This is a genomic window from Streptomyces sp. NPDC057900, assembly GCF_042887885.1.
GTDB lineage: Bacteria > Actinomycetota > Actinomycetes > Streptomycetales > Streptomycetaceae > Streptomyces.
This window is the reverse complement of record NZ_JBHVOI010000009.1, coordinates 57,540-75,414: the sequence shown is the minus strand read 5'-3', so window position 1 is coordinate 75,414 and position 17,875 is coordinate 57,540. Positions and strand designations below refer to the sequence as shown.

12 protein-coding genes are annotated in these 17,875 nt (G+C 69.6%); 4 read left to right on the top strand and 8 right to left on the bottom strand.

Annotation, left to right across the window (positions count from 1 at the left end):
- Nucleotides 1-108: 108 nt before the first annotated feature.
- A complete protein-coding gene (locus tag ACFVQ0_RS27680; protein ID WP_390091914.1) occupies nt 109-714 on the bottom strand; it encodes a YdbC family protein in 606 nt (201 codons plus the stop codon).
- A gap of 239 nt (nt 715-953) precedes the next feature.
- Here ACFVQ0_RS27680 and ACFVQ0_RS27675 point away from each other — a divergent pair, with 239 nt between their 5' ends.
- Nucleotides 954-1,490 carry a TerD family protein gene (locus tag ACFVQ0_RS27675; protein ID WP_390091913.1) on the top strand — a complete coding sequence of 179 codons (537 nt, stop codon included), beginning with the start codon at nt 954-956 and terminating at the stop codon, nt 1,488-1,490.
- Nucleotides 1,491-1,602: 112 nt separating this feature from the next.
- Here the strand turns inward: ACFVQ0_RS27675 and ACFVQ0_RS27670 are convergent, their stop codons facing one another.
- A complete protein-coding gene (locus ACFVQ0_RS27670) occupies nt 1,603-4,509 on the bottom strand; it encodes a vitamin B12-dependent ribonucleotide reductase (RefSeq protein ID WP_390091912.1) in 2,907 nt (968 codons plus the stop codon).
- Between the two features lie 160 nt (nt 4,510-4,669).
- Nucleotides 4,670-5,182: a transcriptional regulator NrdR gene (nrdR, locus tag ACFVQ0_RS27665; RefSeq protein WP_073737717.1), complete on the bottom strand. Its 513-nt coding sequence runs from the start codon at nt 5,180-5,182 to the stop codon at nt 4,670-4,672.
- A 574-nt stretch (nt 5,183-5,756) separates the two neighbouring features.
- On the opposite strand from nrdR, the gene lexA reads away from it, so the two are divergent.
- On the top strand, nt 5,757-6,551 hold the full coding sequence (lexA, locus tag ACFVQ0_RS27660) for a transcriptional repressor LexA (protein WP_390091911.1): 795 nt from the start codon (nt 5,757-5,759) through the stop codon (nt 6,549-6,551).
- Nucleotides 6,552-6,647: 96 nt separating this feature from the next.
- Here lexA and ACFVQ0_RS27655 read toward each other — a convergent pair whose 3' ends face one another.
- The 5 genes from ACFVQ0_RS27655 to ACFVQ0_RS27635 all read right to left on the bottom strand — a co-directional run bounded on the left by ACFVQ0_RS27655 (nt 6,648) and on the right by ACFVQ0_RS27635 (nt 14,855).
- Nucleotides 6,648-8,618: an ATP-dependent DNA helicase gene (locus tag ACFVQ0_RS27655; protein WP_390091910.1), complete on the bottom strand. Its 1,971-nt coding sequence runs from the start codon at nt 8,616-8,618 to the stop codon at nt 6,648-6,650.
- Between the two features lie 50 nt (nt 8,619-8,668).
- Nucleotides 8,669-10,621, bottom strand: a complete 1,953-nt coding sequence (locus tag ACFVQ0_RS27650) for an IucA/IucC family protein (RefSeq protein ID WP_390091909.1) — start codon at nt 10,619-10,621, stop codon at nt 8,669-8,671.
- A gap of 60 nt (nt 10,622-10,681) precedes the next feature.
- Nucleotides 10,682-11,488, bottom strand: a complete 807-nt coding sequence (locus ACFVQ0_RS27645; protein ID WP_390091908.1) for a GNAT family N-acetyltransferase — start codon at nt 11,486-11,488, stop codon at nt 10,682-10,684.
- Between the two features lie 65 nt (nt 11,489-11,553).
- On the bottom strand, nt 11,554-13,446 hold the full coding sequence (locus ACFVQ0_RS27640; RefSeq protein WP_390091907.1) for an IucA/IucC family protein: 1,893 nt from the start codon (nt 13,444-13,446) through the stop codon (nt 11,554-11,556).
- Between the two features lie 29 nt (nt 13,447-13,475).
- Nucleotides 13,476-14,855, bottom strand: coding sequence for a diaminobutyrate--2-oxoglutarate transaminase family protein (locus tag ACFVQ0_RS27635; protein WP_390091906.1), 1,380 nt, complete (start codon nt 14,853-14,855; stop codon nt 13,476-13,478).
- A 370-nt stretch (nt 14,856-15,225) separates the two neighbouring features.
- Here ACFVQ0_RS27635 and ACFVQ0_RS27630 point away from each other — a divergent pair, with 370 nt between their 5' ends.
- Entirely contained in the window at nt 15,226-16,452 is a 1,227-nt protein-coding gene (locus ACFVQ0_RS27630; protein ID WP_390091905.1) for a trypsin-like serine peptidase, read from the top strand.
- A gap of 242 nt (nt 16,453-16,694) precedes the next feature.
- Nucleotides 16,695-17,867 (top strand): trypsin-like serine peptidase, encoded by a 1,173-nt coding sequence (locus ACFVQ0_RS27625; protein ID WP_390091904.1) that lies wholly within the window; start codon nt 16,695-16,697, stop codon nt 17,865-17,867.
- The last annotated feature ends 8 nt before the right edge of the window (nt 17,868-17,875 follow it).

Sequence of the window (17,875 nt, the reverse complement as noted above, 5' to 3'; positions counted from 1 at the left end):
GGTCGCCGCGTCGAGCGTTGGGCAGGCTCGCGGCCCTCGCATGGAACGGGCGCGGAACGGGCATGGAACGTGTGTGGCTCGGGCGCCCGGCCCGCTCACCCCGTCCGCTCACACCGTCCACGACGGTTCGAGCTGTACGACGTCGCCGGAGAGCGCCGCCACGTCGTCGTCCGTCTGCGCCCGCTGCGCGAGCCGTTCGACACTCCCCACCCGGTACTTGCCGCGTTCCGCGCTCGACTGCCACATGGAGAGGACCAGGAACTCATGGCCCGGTGCCTCTCCGAAGACTCCGCGCAGCATCCCGGGCGATCCGGCCATCGCCGGATTCCATACCCGCTGCTGCATCAGCGCGAAGTGCTCGACCCGGTCCTCGTGCACCCTGCAGTGGGCCACCCTGAGCACGTCCGCGTCGGTGAACCCGGGCTCGAAGCCGGTCTTCACGTCGAAGCGGTAGTCGAACAGCTTGACCTGTATGTCGTTGCACGTACCCGACTGCGCGGCGGCCAGGGCATCGTGCCCGCGCGCCATGAACGAGTCGTAGAAGACCCGGTTCTCCCAGAACGCGAAGACGTGCGCCACCTCCGGCCGGCCACGGCTCCAGCCACCACCCTGTCCCCTGAACCCCGGCTCCCCCAGCAGCCCCGCCCATTTGCGCTGCCCCCGCTCGAAACCGCGACGGTCGACCACATTGCAGCGAATCCACTTGACCAGCACGGCCCCATCGTACGGGTGACGGACGTGGTGTGGGTCACGCTCTCGCGGAGTGCACCGGAACCGGCCGCGCGGCGGTCCGGCAAGGACCGCCGCGGCGGATTCCGTACCCGGGTACCCGGACCGGGCGGTGGCCCGATTCCGCCGACCATCGCCAAGCCGGTTGGTTTCACCGAAAGTTACGGAGATGATCTGGTGACAGAGCCGGGGCGACGGCCCCACGGGCGAAGGAGGGAAGTCCGATGAGCACGCCCAACAAGGACATCGAGAAGGTCGAGGTGAGGGTCAAGTGGGACCCGAGCCCTCACGGCGATCCCCCCAATGACCTCGACATCATCGCGGCGACCTACTCGACCGAGGAGCCGTACGGCAGCCCCGCCTACCTCGTCCACTTCGACAGCCGCGCGCCCGACGGCACGATCACGCTCGACCGGGACAGCAGGACCGGTCAGGGCCTGGGGTACGACGAGGTGATGACGCTGGAGCTGGACCGGCTGTCGGAGTCGTACACCCGGGTCATCGTCGGTGTGGCCATACAGCAGCGCGACGGCCGCAAGACCTTCGACGCCGTGGAGAACACCGCCGTACAGGTCCGCGAGGGGTACGACACCCTGGCCGAGGACGACTTCTCCTCGGTCGGCCGCGCGACGGCGGCAGTCGTCGCCGAGTTCGTCCGGGACACCACGGGTGCCTGGCAGTTCCACGACACGGTACGGGGCTTCGACGGCGACCCCGACTCGTTCGCCGCGACGATGGGGGACCGCCCGTCCGGAGCGTGAGGCTCCGGGTACGGCCGTGGGGCGGGGAGCCCTCCTCTGAGGAACTCCCCGCCCCACGGACACGGACGCGATCAGGCGATGCGATCAGCGGCGGAGGCGATCCCGCCCGCCGTCAGCTGCAACCGCTGGTCGAGCCGCAGCCCTCGCAGATGTAGCAGGATCCGGCGCGCTGCATCTTCGTACCGCAGGAGAAGCAGAGCGGGGCGTCGGCGCTGATACCCAGCTGCATCTCGACGAGCTCCGCCGAGGTGTGCGCGGTCCTCTGGTCCGGCTTCTCCGCCTCACGCACGGGGGCGACCGCCTTCAGCGGTTCCACCGCCTGTACGGGGGCGGACTGGGCCAGGCTCTCCGCGTCCAGCTCGTCCTCGTCCAGCGAGGCCTCGTACGAACCGGTGTCGAGGTGGCGCTGACGCTCGTCGGCCGAGTGGATGCCGAGTGCCGAGCGGGTCTCGAACGGCAGGAAGTCGAGCGCCAGGCGACGGAAGATGTAGTCGACGATCGACTGTGCCATCCGCACGTCCGGGTCGTCCGTCATGCCGGCCGGCTCGAAGCGCATGTTGGTGAACTTCGAGACGTACGTCTCCAGCGGAACGCCGTACTGCAGACCGACCGAGACGGCGATGGAGAAGGCGTCCATCATGCCCGCGAGGGTCGAGCCCTGCTTGGACATCTTCAGGAAGACCTCACCGAGACCGTCGTCCGGGTAGGAGTTGGCGGTCATGTAGCCCTCGGCGCCGCCCACCGTGAACGAGGTGGTGATGCCGGGCCGGCCCTTGGGCAGACGCTTGCGGACCGGGCGGTACTCGACGACCTTCTCGACCGCGGTACGGATGGTGTCCTCGGCCTTGGCCGTGACGGCCTCCTTCTCCTTCTCCTTGGTCTTCGCGGAGAGGGGCTGGCCGACCTTGCAGTTGTCGCGGTAGATCGCGAGCGCCTTCACGCCCAGCTTCCAGGCCTCGAAGTAGACCTCCTCGACGTCCTCGACGGTGGCCGTCTCCGGCAGGTTCACCGTCTTGGAGAGCGCGCCCGAGATCCACGGCTGGATGGCCGCCATCATGCGCACGTGGCCCATCGCCGAGATGGAACGCTCACCCATCGCGCAGTCGAAGACCTCGTAGTGCTCGGGCTTCAGGCCGGGCGCGTCGACCACGTTGCCGTTCTCGGCGATGTGGGCGACGACCGCCTCGATCTGCTCCTCCTGGTACCCCAAGCGGCGCAGCGCCTGCGGAACGGTGCCGTTGACGATCTGCATCGAGCCGCCGCCGACCAGCTTCTTGAACTTGACCAGGGCGAGGTCGGGCTCCAGGCCGGTGGTGTCGCAGGACATCGCGAGACCGATGGTGCCGGTGGGCGCGATGACCGAGGCCTGCGCGTTACGGAAACCGTTCTTCGCGCCGAGCCGGATGACGTCCTGCCAGGCCTCCGTGGCGGCGGCCCAGATCGGGTTGTCCAGGTCGTCGGCGTGCACGGCCACCGCGTTGGCGTCGGAGTGCTGCTTCATGACGCGCTGGTGCGGCTCGGCGTTACGGGCGTAGCCGTCGTACGGGCCGACGACCGCCGCCAGCTCGGCGGAGCGGCGGTAGGAGGTGCCGGTCATCAGCGAGGTGATGGCGCCGGCGAGCGCGCGGCCGCCGTCGCTGTCGTACGCGTGGCCGGTCGCCATCAGCAGGGCGCCGAGGTTGGCGTAGCCGATGCCGAGCTGACGGAACGCGCGGGTGTTCTCGCCGATCTTCTGGGTCGGGAAGTCCGCGAAGCAGATGGAGATGTCCATCGCGGTGATGACCAGCTCGACGACCTTGGCGAAGCGCTCGGACTCGAAGGACTGGTTGCCCTTGCCGTCGTCCTTGAGGAACTTCATCAGGTTCAGCGAGGCGAGGTTGCACGAGGTGTTGTCCAGGTGCATGTACTCGCTGCACGGGTTCGAGCCGTTGATCCGGCCGGACTCGGGGCAGGTGTGCCACTGGTTGATCGTGTCGTCGTACTGGATACCCGGGTCGGCACACGCCCAGGCGGCCTCCGCCATCTTGCGGAAGAGGGACTTGGCCTCGACCTCTTCGATGACGTCACCGGTCATCCGGGCGCGCAGCCCGAACTTCCCGCCGGACTCGACGGCCTTCATGAACTCGTCGTTCACCCGGACCGAGTTGTTGGCGTTCTGGTACTGGACGGACGTGATGTCGTCGCCGCCCAGGTCCATGTCGAAGCCCGCGTCGCGCAGGGCGCGGATCTTCTCCTCCTCCTTCACCTTGGTCTCGATGAAGTTCTCGATGTCGGGGTGGTCGACGTCGAGGATGACCATCTTGGCCGCACGGCGGGTGGCGCCACCGGACTTGATCGTTCCGGCGGACGCGTCGGCGCCGCGCATGAAGGAGACCGGACCGGAGGCGTTGCCGCCGGAGGAGAGGAGCTCCTTGGAGGAGCGGATGCGGGAGAGGTTCAGGCCTGCGCCCGAGCCGCCCTTGAAGATCATCCCCTCTTCCTTGTACCAGTCGAGGATCGACTCCATGGAGTCGTCGACGGCCAGGATGAAGCAGGCGGAGACCTGCTGCGGCTGGGGCGTGCCCACGTTGAACCAGACCGGCGAGTTGAAGCTGAAGATCTGGTGCAGGAGGGCGTACGCCAGCTCGTGCTCGAAGATCTCCGCGTCCGCGGGAGAGGTGAAGTAGTTGAAGTCCTCTCCGGCCTTCCGGTAGGTCTTCACGATCCGGTCGATGAGCTGTCGCAGACCGGTCTCGCGCTGCGGGGTGCCTACGGCCCCGCGGAAGTACTTGCTGGTGACGATGTTGACCGCGTTCACCGACCAGAAGTCGGGGAACTCGACGCCACGCTGCTCGAAGTTGATCGAGCCGTCGCGCCAGTTGGTCATGACGACGTCACGGCGCTCCCACGCCACCTCGTCGTACGGATGCACGCCGGGGGTGGTGTGGATGCGCTCGATACGCAGGCCCTGCTTGGTCGCAGTCGACTTGGCTCCCTTGTTGCGGGAACCTCGTGCCGGGCCGCTCGCCGTCTCTGTCATGCCGCCTCCCATATGTGGGCAAAAACGCCCTGAAGTGCCGAGAACTTCCCCGGGCACAGTGTTGTGTCTGGTACTTCGGACGCCCCGTGGGGCATCCGGAGCAGGTCTGTGTGCCACCCGGCCGCCGGTCCGGGGACCGACGGCGGCCGGCCTGCGCCGCTCAGTCGGCGGCGACGGCGGGAACGGGGACCTCAAGGGTCTCGCCGGTCCCGCATCCTTCTACGGGAGGCCGCTGTTCGCGGAGTTCCACGATGGCGGCCTCGAAGTCTTCGAGGCTGTTGAACGCCCGGTACACGGATGCGAACCGCAGGTAAGCGACCAGGTCGAGTTCCTGCAAGGGGCCGAGAATGGCCAGGCCCACATCGTGAGTGGTCAGCTCGGCGCTGCCGGTCGCACGCACCGCCTCCTCGACCCGCTGGCCGAGCTTGGCGAGGGCGTCCTCGGTGACCGGCCGCCCCTGGCACGCCTTGCGCACGCCAGAGATGACCTTGGTCCGGCTGAAGGGCTCGGTCACACCGCTGCGCTTCACCACCATGAGCGAGCAGGTCTCCACCGTCGTGAAACGGCGGGAGCAGTCGGGGCACTGACGGCGCCGGCGGATCGAGGTCCCGTCGTCGGTGGTGCGACTGTCGACGACCCGGCTGTCGGGGTGCCTGCAGAAGGGGCAGTGCATGGCTCCCAACCCTCCTTCACAGCACGACTGAATGGCCTCATCAGGCCCCGCGAGGGGCCTTCGAAGCAGTCTCAAGCATAGGCGATGACCGCACCCCCGATAGACGGGGACCACAACCTCTGGGCGATCGAGGCAATCCAACCACTAGATCTTGGGTTTGGCCGCGCATTTGGCCCTAGCGCGTGTCGCGCATCGCGGGTGGCCGGAAGGCAGCGTACGACCGAGCAAGAGAGTACGGGAAGCATGTGACCCCATCGATTGCGGGGCGGCGGCTTCCGGGGCGCACGGGAGGCCGGACGGCGACTCGGCAGTGACTCGACAGCGACTCGGGCGACCACCCCGCGCGACGCCCCCACGGGCGCGAAGGCTACCGTAATGGTCCGAATTGCCGTTCGACCCGACGGCGGGCGGCACACCCCGGCAGCAGGCGGGGCGCGTCGCGGCTTCGCTCATACACCCAGCAATGAACGCCCAACAGGCTTTTATTTGTTTTTCACTCGAACGTGTGTTTGGCGCAACCTTTCGAAAGCTACTACCGTTGTGCAGCTAGGGAGACCATTCGAGAGGGGCCGACGTGACCACCACCGCAGACAGTGCCATCATCACTGCCCAGGACCGCTCCCAGAGCCGACGCGAGCCGGTGCATGCCATGAATGACTCAGCCACGAACACGGAGGGGGCCGAGCCCGCGCGCCCAGCGCGCTCGCTTCCCGGGCGACCTCCTGGAATCCGGGCGGACAGCTCGGGGCTCACGGACCGGCAGCGGCGAGTGATCGAGGTCATCCGGGACTCCGTGCAGCGGCGGGGATATCCCCCGTCGATGCGGGAGATCGGCCAGGCGGTGGGCCTTTCCAGTACGTCCTCCGTCGCGCATCAGCTCATGGCTCTGGAACGCAAGGGGTTCTTGCGCCGCGACCCCCACCGCCCCCGGGCGTACGAGGTTCGCGGTTCCGACCAGCCCAGCACGCAGCCCACGGACACCACCGGGAAGCCCGCGGCTTCGTACGTACCGCTGGTCGGCCGGATCGCGGCCGGCGGTCCGATCCTTGCAGAGGAATCCGTCGAGGACGTCTTTCCGCTCCCCCGCCAGCTGGTCGGTGACGGCGAGCTCTTCGTCCTCAAGGTCGTCGGTGACTCGATGATCGAAGCGGCGATCTGCGACGGGGACTGGGTCACTGTCCGGCGCCAGCCCGTGGCGGAGAACGGCGACATCGTGGCGGCGATGCTGGAGGGCGAGGCCACGGTCAAGCGCTTCAAGCGGGAGGACGGTCATGTCTGGCTGCTCCCCCACAACTCCGCGTACCAGCCGATTCCCGGCGACGAGGCGACCATCCTCGGCAAGGTCGTGGCGGTGCTGCGGCGGGTGTGACGTCTCCACCGCATGGATGGGGCCCGGAGACCGGTAGTGCCGGTTTCCGGGCCCCATCCGCGCGACTGGCACCCATGGTCCGGGTCCCGTACGGGCCTACTTGCCCTCGGCCTTCGCGGCGGCGTCGATCGCCGCCAGCGAGCGACGCGTCTGATTGCGGTCGGTCGTGTACCAGAAGTCGGGGAGCGAGGCGCGCAGGTAACTCCCGTACCGGGCATTGGCGAGACGCGGATCGAGCACCGCGACGACGCCCTTGTCACCCGTGGCACGGACGAGTCGGCCCGCGCCCTGTGCCATGAGCAGCGCGGCGTGGGTAGCCGCGACCGCCATGAAGCCGTTGCCGCCCGCTTCCTCGACCGCCTTCTGGCGCGCGCTCATCAGCGGGTCGTCGGGGCGGGGGAACGGAATCCGGTCCATGACCACCAGCTGACAGCTCGCGCCGGGGACGTCCACTCCCTGCCAGAGCGAGAGCGTGCCGAAGAGGCAGGTCTCCGGGGAGGCCGCGAAGTTCTTGATCAGCTCCCCCAGTGTCTCCTCGCCCTGGAGCAGGATCGGCCTGTCGAGCCGGCCCCGCAGCTCTTCGGCGGCCGCCTGGGCGGCCCGCATGGAGGAGAACAGCCCGAGCGTACGGCCGCCCGCGGCCTCCACCAGATCGGCCAGCTCGTCCAGCATGTCGGTGCGGGAGCCCTCCCGGCCGGGCGTCGCCAGATGCCGGGCGACGTACAGGATCCCCTGCTTCGGGTAGTCGAAGGGCGAGCCGACGTCGAGCCCCTTCCACTGCGGGATGTCCTCACCTGCGGTGCCTTCGGGGGCGAGCCCGAGTGACGCGCCGACGCCGTTGAAATCGCCGCCGAGCTTCAGTGTGGCCGAGGTGAGGACGACGGAACGGTCCGTGAAGAGCTTCTCGCGCAGCAGTCCTGAGACGGAGAGCGGGGCGACCCGGACGGAGGCACCGAAGCGGTCGTGGCGTTCGTACCAGACGACGTCGTACTCGGAGCCCTGCGTGATGCGTTCCGCGACGCCGTGGATGGTTTCCACCGAGGCCAGAGCCTGCTTGCGCACGGCGTCCTCGTCCTGGACGGACTTGTCCCGGGTGGAGCCCAGGGCGGAGATCACCGTACGCGCGGCGTCACGCAGCGCCATCAGCGCGTAGCCGAGGTCCTCCGGCACCTCTTCCAGGCGGCCGGGAAGCGCCAGCTCCATCACCCGCTCGAAACCCTCCGACGCGCTCTGCAGCGCGTCCGCGGCCTTCTCGTTGACCAGCTTCGCGGCGCGCCGAACCGCGCGGCCGACCTGGCCGGGGGTGAGCTCGCCGGTGGCCACTCCGGTGACCCTGGAGACCAGCTCGTGGGCCTCGTCGACGATCAGCACCTCGTGCTGCGGGAGCACCGGAGCGCCCTCGATGGCGTCGATGGCGAGGAGCGCGTGGTTGGTGACCACCACATCGGCGAGCTTCGCCCGCTCACGGGCCTGCTCCGCGAAGCACTCCGCCCCGTACGCGCACTTGGTGGCGCCCAGGCATTCGCGCGAGGAGACGGAGATCTGCGCCCAGGCCCGGTCGGAGACCCCCGGCGTCAGATCGTCGCGGTCGCCGGTCTCCGTCTCGTCCGACCAGTCCCGCATCCGCAGGAGGTCCTGACCGAGCTTGCTCGACGGGGCCGCGGCCTCGAACTGGTCGAAGAGTCCCTCCTCCTCATCCTGCGGCACGCCTTCGTGGAGGCGGTGCAGACAGAGGTAGTTCGACCGGCCCTTGAGCATCGCGAACTGGGGGCGGCGGCGCAGCAGCGGATGCAGGGCGTCGACCGTACGCGGCAGGTCCCGCTCCACCAGCTGGCGCTGGAGGGCCAGGGTGGCCGTGGCCACCACGACACGCTCGCCGTGCGCGAGGGCGGGCACCAGGTAGCCCAGCGACTTGCCGGTGCCCGTGCCGGCCTGGACGAGCAGGTGGGATTGGTCGTCTACGGCCTCGGCGACGGCGTCTGCCATCGCGGCCTGACCAGGCCGCTCCGTACCGCCGACGGCGGTCACGGCGGCGTGCAGGAGCTCGGGGAGAGGTGGCTTCGTCATAGCCCGACCAGCCTACGGGGCTCCGCTGACAACGACGGTCACTCCCGGCCTCACGCGGAGGGGTGGAGCGGGTTGGCCACGGTGCCGTGGACCGCCGCGTGCGGCCGCTCGGGCCGGTCCCGGTAGCCGTCCAGATGCAGGCGGTTGCGGTTCAGGCAGAGGCGCTCGATGCGCGGCGTCAGCATGTCGAACATCTCGAACCGCTCCTTCAGCTCGGGGAAACGGGCGTGGTAGCGCAGGATCTCCGCCCGGACGAGTGACCAGAATTCGGCCTCCGGTACACCCAGCTGCTCCTCGCAGAGCGGGGAGAGGAAGCGGAAGACTCCGGTGAAGAGACCGGAGTGGATGAACTGGGTGAGGAAGCCGGGCTCCTCCGTGAGCAGTACGCGGCGCACGTCGTCCGGCATGCTGTCGTGCTCCGGGAGCGGCCGGGCACTGATGTTCACGTCGTCGACGAAGTCCTTGATCGCCAGTCTGACCGGGACGTCCTGGCCGTCGAAGACGACGATGGCGTTCTCGCCGTGCGGCGAGAAGACGGTGCCGTAACGGTAGAGGAAGTGCAGCAGCGGAGGGAGCAGCGCGGCGAAGAGCCGGCTCAGCCACGCGGTGGGGGTCAGCCCCGAGCGGGCGACCAGCTCGGCGGTGAAGGCGCGGCCCTGCGGGTCGGTGAGCAGCAGGGAAGCGAGGGTGCGGGCCCGCTCGCCGGGCGCCAGTCGAGGCAGGAGGGGTTCGCGCCAGATGGCGCCGAGGATCTCCTTGAACTGGTACGGCGTCTCGGGGAGGTGGTCGTACAGCGGGTGCTCGACGGCGACCGATGCCACCTCTCCGAGCAGAATGACGCCGCAGGTGTCGCGCAGGAAGGGATCGTTGTCGCGCAGCCCCTGGACCCAGCCGGTGACGGCGGGGGCGGCGAGGGTGCGTTCGGTCGGGAGTCCGCGGAAGACCAGTGTGTTGAGGATCGACAACGGCAGTTTGACGGTGTGCCGGTCGGGCCGTTCCAGGTTGGCGAAGGTACGGATGGACTGCTGCGGAAGCCGCAGATCAGGGTCGGCGTGCAGCGGGACGATGTCGTCCGAGGCGATGGCCGGGGCGAACAGCGGAACGATCCATTCGTCCCACTGCCAGGGGTGCACGGGCAGACAGTAGTAGCCGTCGGGGTCCAGGCCCCGGGTTCGCAGGGCCTCGGCGAAGGACTCGCGGACCGCCGGGTCGAGCTCCGCGGCGTAGAGCTGCTCGGCGGTGGCGAGTGAGTTCACGCCCCGGTAGGCGGCGATCCGGGAGGAGACCGCGATCCACGGCAGCCGGACCGGCCTGCGGGCCTCGGGGGTGAAGAGGGACGCGTCGGTGGCGGAGAACCCGAGCCGCCCTTTGTTCGCGACGATCCAGGGGTGGCCGGTCTGGTGTCCTTCGAGTTCCGCGTAGTCGAGGTCGGCGAGTTCGGAGACCGTGAGCGCGCTGTGGTCGAGGCGGGCGTCGGCGGCGAGGGTGGTGGTGAGCTCGCGCACCAGGTGGCCGAGGGTGGCGCCGTCGATCCCGAGCAGGCGGCGGGCGCGGGCGAGGAAGAGCAGCGGGTCGCGGAAGGGGACGCCCACGGGCGTTTCGGATACGGGGGGCATTTCTGATGCGGGGGGCGCATCGGATACCCCGGAGGCATCCGGGGCGGCGGTCGCTTGCTGGGCGGCCGCTTCCCGGACGGCGAGGGCGTAGCCCTCGGTCTCGGCGGTGGTCGCCTCGAGGATCGAGTCCGGGGCGACCCGCCAGCTGCCGTAGACCCCCCGGCCTGCGGCGAAGATCAGGCTTCCGCCGTCGTCCAGCACGAGGGTGTACGTATCGCTCCCGGCTGATCGCTCGACCGGCTGGATGACTTCCTCGTAGGCGAATTCGCCGAGCATCTTGGCGAGCATCCGGGCGGCGGCTCGGTCCCACACCGCCCGGTTCAGTTCTGGAGTGCTGAGCAGCGCGGGCGACTCCGCTGAATCATGGCTCGCAGGATATTTGGGCACGGGGACTCCTCGGGATGGAACCGATGGGCTTCGAGCGGTGTAGATAAGGCAGCGGTTGGTTCACAGCTGGGCACGGTGGTCTCGGTCACGGATCATCAGCGCGGCCCGCTTGTCGGGGAGTCCGATCTCCGCGGAGAAGCGGAACCCGGCGCTGAGAAAGGCGGAGACGGAAGGGGTGTTACGAACGTCGGGTTCAGCGACGACCCGGGTACACAGGGGTCGGTTGTCGAGTACGAGGTCGGAGGTGGCCCGGAGCAGCATGGCGCCGACTCCACGGCCACGGTTGTTGTTTTCACCGATGAGGAGGTGGATTCCGGTGTCATGCGCACGGGCGGGATAGTGGCGGGCCAACGGGTCCAGATCGGCGCGGTAGATCTCCCAGTAGCTCATCGGAATACCTGACAGCACTCCAAGGCAGGGGAGGCTGCTTCCGTCGCCGTCGAGTTGGGACCTCAGATGGTCCGCTGTGACGGTTTCGGTTCCGGAGAGTTCCCAGAAGGCCGCGACGGCAGGGTCGTTCATCCAGCGGCTGATCACCGCGAGGTCGCGCTCCAGCCGTACGGGGACGAGCTGGAACACTCCGGCCGGTGTGGTGGCGGGCGGCCACGCGGCCGGCCGGTCGAACAGCTCGGAGACGCCCGCGGCGTTCCCGGCGACAGCCGCACCGGGTGCGCCGGGTCCAGCGGGCATGCGGGGCGTGCCGGGTGCACCCGGTGGACCCGGTACACACGGCACACCGGGTATGTCCTCGGCCGGGGGCGCGAGGCGTTCATGGGTGCCCGGTGGATCCGGTGGGTCCTCGGCTCCCGTTCCGGCCCTTGGGGCGGTGCCGGCTCCGGGGTCGGCGTACGCGTCGGCGGGAGGCACGGTGGTGCTCTCCTCTCTCAGCAATTCGGACGACGAGGTTCCTCCGGGCACCCAGCGGGATTCCTTCAGCCGCAGAGGGGGTTGGTGATGGTGACGTAGACGGACTGGGTGTCGACAGGGCCCACGAGTTCATCGAGGCCGTGCAGCCGGGTCAGCATGTTGGCCTTGCAGCGCAGGCGTGGAGTTTCCAACAGGTGTGCGGGGAGCGGGGAGCCCAGCTCGCCTGCCGCTCCGAGGAACCGGCGGAAGGCGGCGAGGAGCATCTGTTCGTCAGCGAGCTGCTGGGCACCGAACGCTCCGATCAGTCCGAACACGTTGTTGATACCGAGGTAGTACGCGAAGCGCTCGTCGGTGACGGGGTCGGAGACGAAGGTGTCGCTGACCGATCCGATGCCGGGAAGCCTGCGCTCAAGTGCCGGGCGGTGTGACTCGCGGAAGTAGTAGCCCTGATTGTCGCGGTAGCGGCCACCGACCGGCCAGCCTTCGGCGTCGAGCACCACCAGGGTGTTCTGCTGATGTGCTTCGAGGGCGACGCCTGCGTGCCCGTCGAGCCAGAGCACCGGCCGGACAACCCGGTCGAGGTAGCGCAGGAACCACTCGGCGGCGACGGCTGTCGTGGTCCGTCCGGTGGCAGCGGCGAGTCGGCGGACGATGTCTGCGAGGCGTGAGTGCATGCCTGCCCGCTCCGGCCAGGGGCGCGGCGCGGTGAGCCCGGCGATGCAGACCGCGTCGTCGTGCCGGCCGAACGGGTTGTGGCGCAGCATGACGTCGAAGCCGGGTACGGGTTCGCCGTCCGGGGTGTCGACCGCGAGCCATGCCGGGTCCCGGACGATGTCGAAGCCCGGATGAGCCAGGTGCAGCTGCGTGGCGAGCCCGCTGCGCAGCAGACGGTGGACCTCCACCCCCCGGTGGAGTTCCTTACGGAGGTTCTCACGACGGGAGTTGGTGATGCGCAGGCCGAGCGAGAGCTTCAGCATGGTGTCGGCGCCGGGCCGGTGCACGGTGCGGACCGACGAGGTGGGGTGCCAGTGCTCGCCGTACGGGCCCAGGTCGTGCACGAGTCCGGCGTCGAGGAGGGCGGCGACCTCGGGGCGGTTCGCGAGCTCCCTGGCCTGCCAGGGGTGCAGTGGGATCGGTGCGGTGTGCTCGGGGAACCGCAGGCCCCTGGCGTGCCGGGCCACGAGTTCGGTCGCCGGCACCGGACGGCCCTGGTCGGTCCAGGCGGAGTCGGCTGCCAGTACGGACCGGTCGACAGCCATCCAGTGGAGGGGGAAGGAGCCGTGCAACTCGGGTGAGTAGAGGCGGGATTCGGAGTCGGAGAGGCCTTCGCGGCTCTTGGGCGAGGGGTGGAGCGGATGCCCCAGGAGCAGGGACTGCTCGGCGCCGAGGAAGAGGTCGGCCTCGGCGGGTGCGGTGGGGCGGCGTCGTTGCCCGTCGATGAACACGGCGGTTCGCCGCACCGAGTCGGCCACCCTGCCCACCATGTCCGCACCCTCGTTGTGGTCGGCCTCGCGGCCGAGGAGTGCGGCGACGGTGACGGCGTCCGCGGTGGGCGCTCCGTCGGGTGCCTGTGCCAGGACGGGTGCGCCGAAGCGGTGCCAGCCCGTGGCGGACCAGTGGCGGACGGGAACGAGGAGGGCGGTGCCGCTCGCGGGCAGCGGGATGCGGAGGGTCTCCGCCTCCGGGCGGGGGAGGTCGCATTCGCGGACCCAGCAGCGCAGCAGGTTCTCGATGCCGGCGGCGTCCGCGGCCCGGAGCGGGTCCGGGTGGTCCAGGGGGTCGGCGGCCGGTGCCGGGCAGGCGGGCGTCGTCCTGGCGGCGTGCCAGAGACCGTGCGGCATTTCCTTCTGGCGCGGCACGGTCGGCGGCTCGACGGCGAGGTGGCCGTGCGTTCCGGCCTCTCCTCGGTGGTGGGTGGAGGGAGGGCCGTCGGCCTCGGGCGCGGGGGTGGGGTTCACGGCGGTCTTTCCTGTGATGGGGTCCGGGGTCAGCGGATCGACCCGGTCGCGGTCCGTCGGTGCGGTGAGCGCTCCGCGGCTGCCATGGCGTCGGCGAGGCGGTCGATGACCGCTGTTGCCTGTTCGTCGGTGAGCGTGAGGGGAGGTAGCAGACGTACGACCGTGGAGTGCCGGCCGCCGAGTTCGACGATGAGACCTCGGCGCAGGCACTCCTGCTGGACGGCGACGGCGAGGACGGGGTCGGGCGGGGGCTCGGTCCCTCCGTCCGCCGGGGCGGCCTCGGGGTCGACGAGCTCCACGCCGATCATCAGGCCCCGGCCGCGGACGTCACCGATGCAGGGGTGATCCGCGGCGAGTGCCCGCAGCCTCGTCAGCATCCGGGCGCCGAGGGTCCCGGCGTGCTCGGCGAGCCGGTTCTCCCGGACGTAGGCGAGGGTGGCCGTGCCCGCCGCCATGGCGAGCTGGTTGCCGCGGAAGGTGCCCGCGTGGGCACCGGGCTGCCAGGTGTCCAGCTCCGAGCGGTAGACGATCACAGCGAGCGGAAGGGAGCCGCCGATGGCCTTGGAGAGCACCATCACGTCGGGGACGACCCCGCTGTGCTCGACGGCCCAGAAGGCACCGGTCCGGCCGACGCCGGTCTGGACCTCGTCGGCGATCAGCGGGATGGAACGGGAGGCGGTGATGGACCGCATACGGCGCAGCCAGTCGTCCGGGGCGGGGTTCACGCCGCCCTCCCCCTGTACCGGTTCGATGATCATTCCGGCCGGCGCGGGTGTTCCGCTCTTGGGGTCGTCCAGCACCGTCTCGGTCCACCGCGCGGCGATCCGCGCGCCGCGTTCGCCGCCGATCCCGAAGGGGCAGCGGTAGTCCCGCGGGAACGGGAGGCGGGTCACCCGTACGTCCTCGGCGCCGCCGGACGCGGCGAGGGCACCGGCCGTCATGCCGTGATAGGCGCCGGTGAAGGCGAGCAGTCCGCTGCGCCCGGTGGCGGAGCGGACGAGCTTGAACGCCGCCTCGACGGCGTCCGTACCGGCCGGTCCGCAGAACTGGATCCGCGCGTTGTCCGCGAGCTCACGCGGCAGCGTGGCGAACAGCTCGGTGGTGAAGGCGTCCTTGACCGGGGTGGCCAGGTCGAGGACGTGCAGGGGCGCCCCCGAATCGAGGACCTTCTTGATCGCTTCCAGGACGACCGGGTGGTTGTGCCCGAGCGCCAACGTGCCGGCTCCGGAGAGGCAGTCGAGGTAGCGACGGCCGTCCGCGCCCTCGATGGTCAGCCCACGGGCTCGTACCGGGACGATCGGCAGCGACCGGGCGTAGGTGCGGGCGGCCGACTCGCGCATCGTCTGGCGGCGCAGGATTCCGTCGTACGCCGCGGGCGGTGCCGCGGGAGCTGGTTCGGTCACGGCCACGGCTCTTGATCCTCCCGCTGTAACAGTTGCGTTGCACGTCAGCACGATCGCGCAGGGACGGGCTGCGGGGGTGAACTCTGTCCCTGTGTCCCCCGTTCGTACCAACGACGCCGGACGCGGAGGATCACGGGTAAATCCGAAGATCCTTGCGGGGCGGAACCATGCCCCTGCCGTACACCGTCAACACCGGCACCGGCATAGTGGGGGACCGCGCCGAGCGCCGGGGACAGCTCCCCGGGGGCCGCGGCACCACCGGAGCAGTCCCGGAACGCCATCCGGGAGGGGCCGGTGTGCTGCGAGGAAGTGCGGTGCGCCGTACAGAAGTGCAGTACAGAAGCGTTGAGTTACGAAGTCCCAGGGGGATCACCAGATGCGACTCATTCGACCAGCAGCCACCGCACGCCGCGGGGGGAGCGCCCGTCGCTCCTCTCCCGTGCTCGCCACCGCGGCGGTCGCCGCCGTCCTCGCACTGACCGCGACCGCCTGCGGGCCGGACGACGACAGTGCGAATGCCGAGCCGAGCGCCGGCTCCGCGGGCCAGACGTCGGACACCAAGATCACCGTCCCGGACGATCTGAAGGACCGGCTCAAGGAGCACGGGATCGACCTCAGCCACTGGAAGAACGGCGAGTGGAAGAACTGGGACAGGGACAAGTGGCTGCGTGAGGCGAAGGACTTCATCAATCCGATCATCGCGGGCCTCTGGGACCCGGACCGGATGCGGGACGCCGACAAGACGCCCGAGAAGCCCGTCGACAACGACATCTCGGGTGATGAGGGAGTGACCGACCCGACCCCGGCGCCGGTCCGGGCCGTGGGCGTGAACACGCCGCTCCACGCCAACGCCGCCGAGTCCGGAAAGCTGTTCTTCGACTCCCCCGAGGGCTCCATGGTCTGTTCGGCGACCGTGGTGAAGGACCCGGCCCACCCCGGCAAGTCCAACATGGTGTGGACCGCGGGCCACTGCGTGCATGCCGGCAAGAAGGGCGGCTGGTACCGCAACATCGCCTTCGTGCCGTCCTACAACGACAGCGGTCTGTCGACCGAGGAGCTCCAGAACAACCCGCCCAAGGAGAAGGTCGCCCCGTACGGCGTGTGGTGGGGTGCGTGGGCGCAGACTTCCGAGCAGTGGATCGACCAGGGTGCCTCGGTCGGCGGGCTGGGCGCTCCGTACGACTTCGCGGTGCTGCACGTGACGCCGGAGAAGGGCTCGGACGGGAAGTCCCTGGAGGAGACGGTCGGTTCGGCGCTGCCGGTCGACTTCAACGCCCCGGCCGTGCCGAAGATCGCCGACATGACGGCTACCGGCTACCCGGCCGCTCCGCCGTACGACGGTCAGAAGCTGTTCCAGTGCAAGGACAAGCCGGGCCGGCTCTCGCTCACGAAGGACGACCCGACGATGTACCGCATCGGCTGCTCCATGACCGGCGGTTCCTCCGGTGGCGGCTGGGTCGCGGCGGGCCAGGACGGCAAGCCCGCGCTGGTCTCGAACACCTCCATCGGCCCGGTGACGGCCGGCTGGCTGGCCGGACCGCGCCTCGGCAAGGAAGCCAAGGGCGTCTACGACTCGGTCAGCAAGAAGTACGCGGGACAGTGAAGTACCCGGGACGGCAGTAGGGACGGGCCGTCACCCGCACAGTCGCGGGTGACGGCCGGTCAGCGCCTCCCGGCTCGGACAGAGTCTCGGTGCGGCAGAACCTCGACTGGGGCAGAACCTGGCTCGGGCAGAGCCTCGGCTCGGGCCGCATAGGGTGGTCCGCATCATCTCCGACAGCCGGTCCGACCGGCGTTCGCATGACACGCTCATGCCATTTTTTGATTTCAGGGGGAATCTTTTCCATGCGATCCATACGTCCGCTGCTCGCGGCCACCGGTCTTGTCGCCGCTCTGGCGCTGACCGCCACGGCCTGCGGTCCGAGCGAGGACCAGGCAGCCGACAAGCCCGCCGCCACCGAGTCCGCCAGTGCCGGCGCCAGTGACGGCGGTCTGTCCGCCGGTCTGGCCGACACGCTGAAGAAGCACGGCGTCGACCCGGAGAAGTGGAAGAACGGCGAGTGGAAGAACTGGGACAAGGACAAGTGGCTGCATGAGGCCAAGGACTTCGTGAACCCGGTCATCGACGGGCTGTGGAAGCCCGACCGGATGAAGTCCGCCAAGGACCCGGCCAAGACCATGTCCGCCGGCGACTTCTCGGGCGACCAGGGCGTCAGCGACCCCGAGCCGAAGCCGGTCACGGCCGAGCGCGAGAAGACGCCGTACCACAACTTCGCGGCCCCGGTCGGCAAGGTGTTCTTCGACTCCCCCAAGGGCCACATGGTCTGCTCGGGCACGGTCGTCAAGGACCCGAAGAACCCGGGCAGGTCCAACCTGGTGTGGACCGCCGGCCACTGCGTCCACGCCGGTTCCGAGGGCGGCTGGTACCGCAACATCATCTTCGTTCCCGCATACAACGACCAGGGCAAGGACGCCTCCGCGCTGCAGAACGCACAGCCGCAGGAGATCGCCCCGTACGGCGCCTACTGGGCCGACTGGGCCACGACCTCCGGCGAGTGGTTGGCCGACGGCGGCCCCACCGGCGGCGAGGGCGCGCCGTACGACTACGCGGTGCTGCACGTGAAGCCGGAGAAGGGCACCAAGTCCCTTGAGGAGACCGTGGGCAACGCCCTGGCGGTCAACTTCGACGCCCCGGAGGCCAAGCAGATCAGCGCGATGGGCGCCTGGGGCTACCCGGCCGCTCCGCCGTACGACGGCCTGATCATGCACAAGTGCGTCGACCGCCCCGGCCGGCTCTCCATCAGCCCCGCCACCCCCACGATGTACCGCATCGGCTGCACCATGACGGGCGGTTCGTCCGGCGGTGGCTGGTTCAGCGAGGGTGACGACGGCAAGTTGGCGCTGGTCTCCAACACCTCCATCGGCCCGGTGACTTCGGGCTGGCTGGCCGGGCCCCACCTGGGCCAGGGCGCAGAGCAGATCTTCACGATGATGAGCGACAAATTCAGCGGTCAGTGACGACCCCG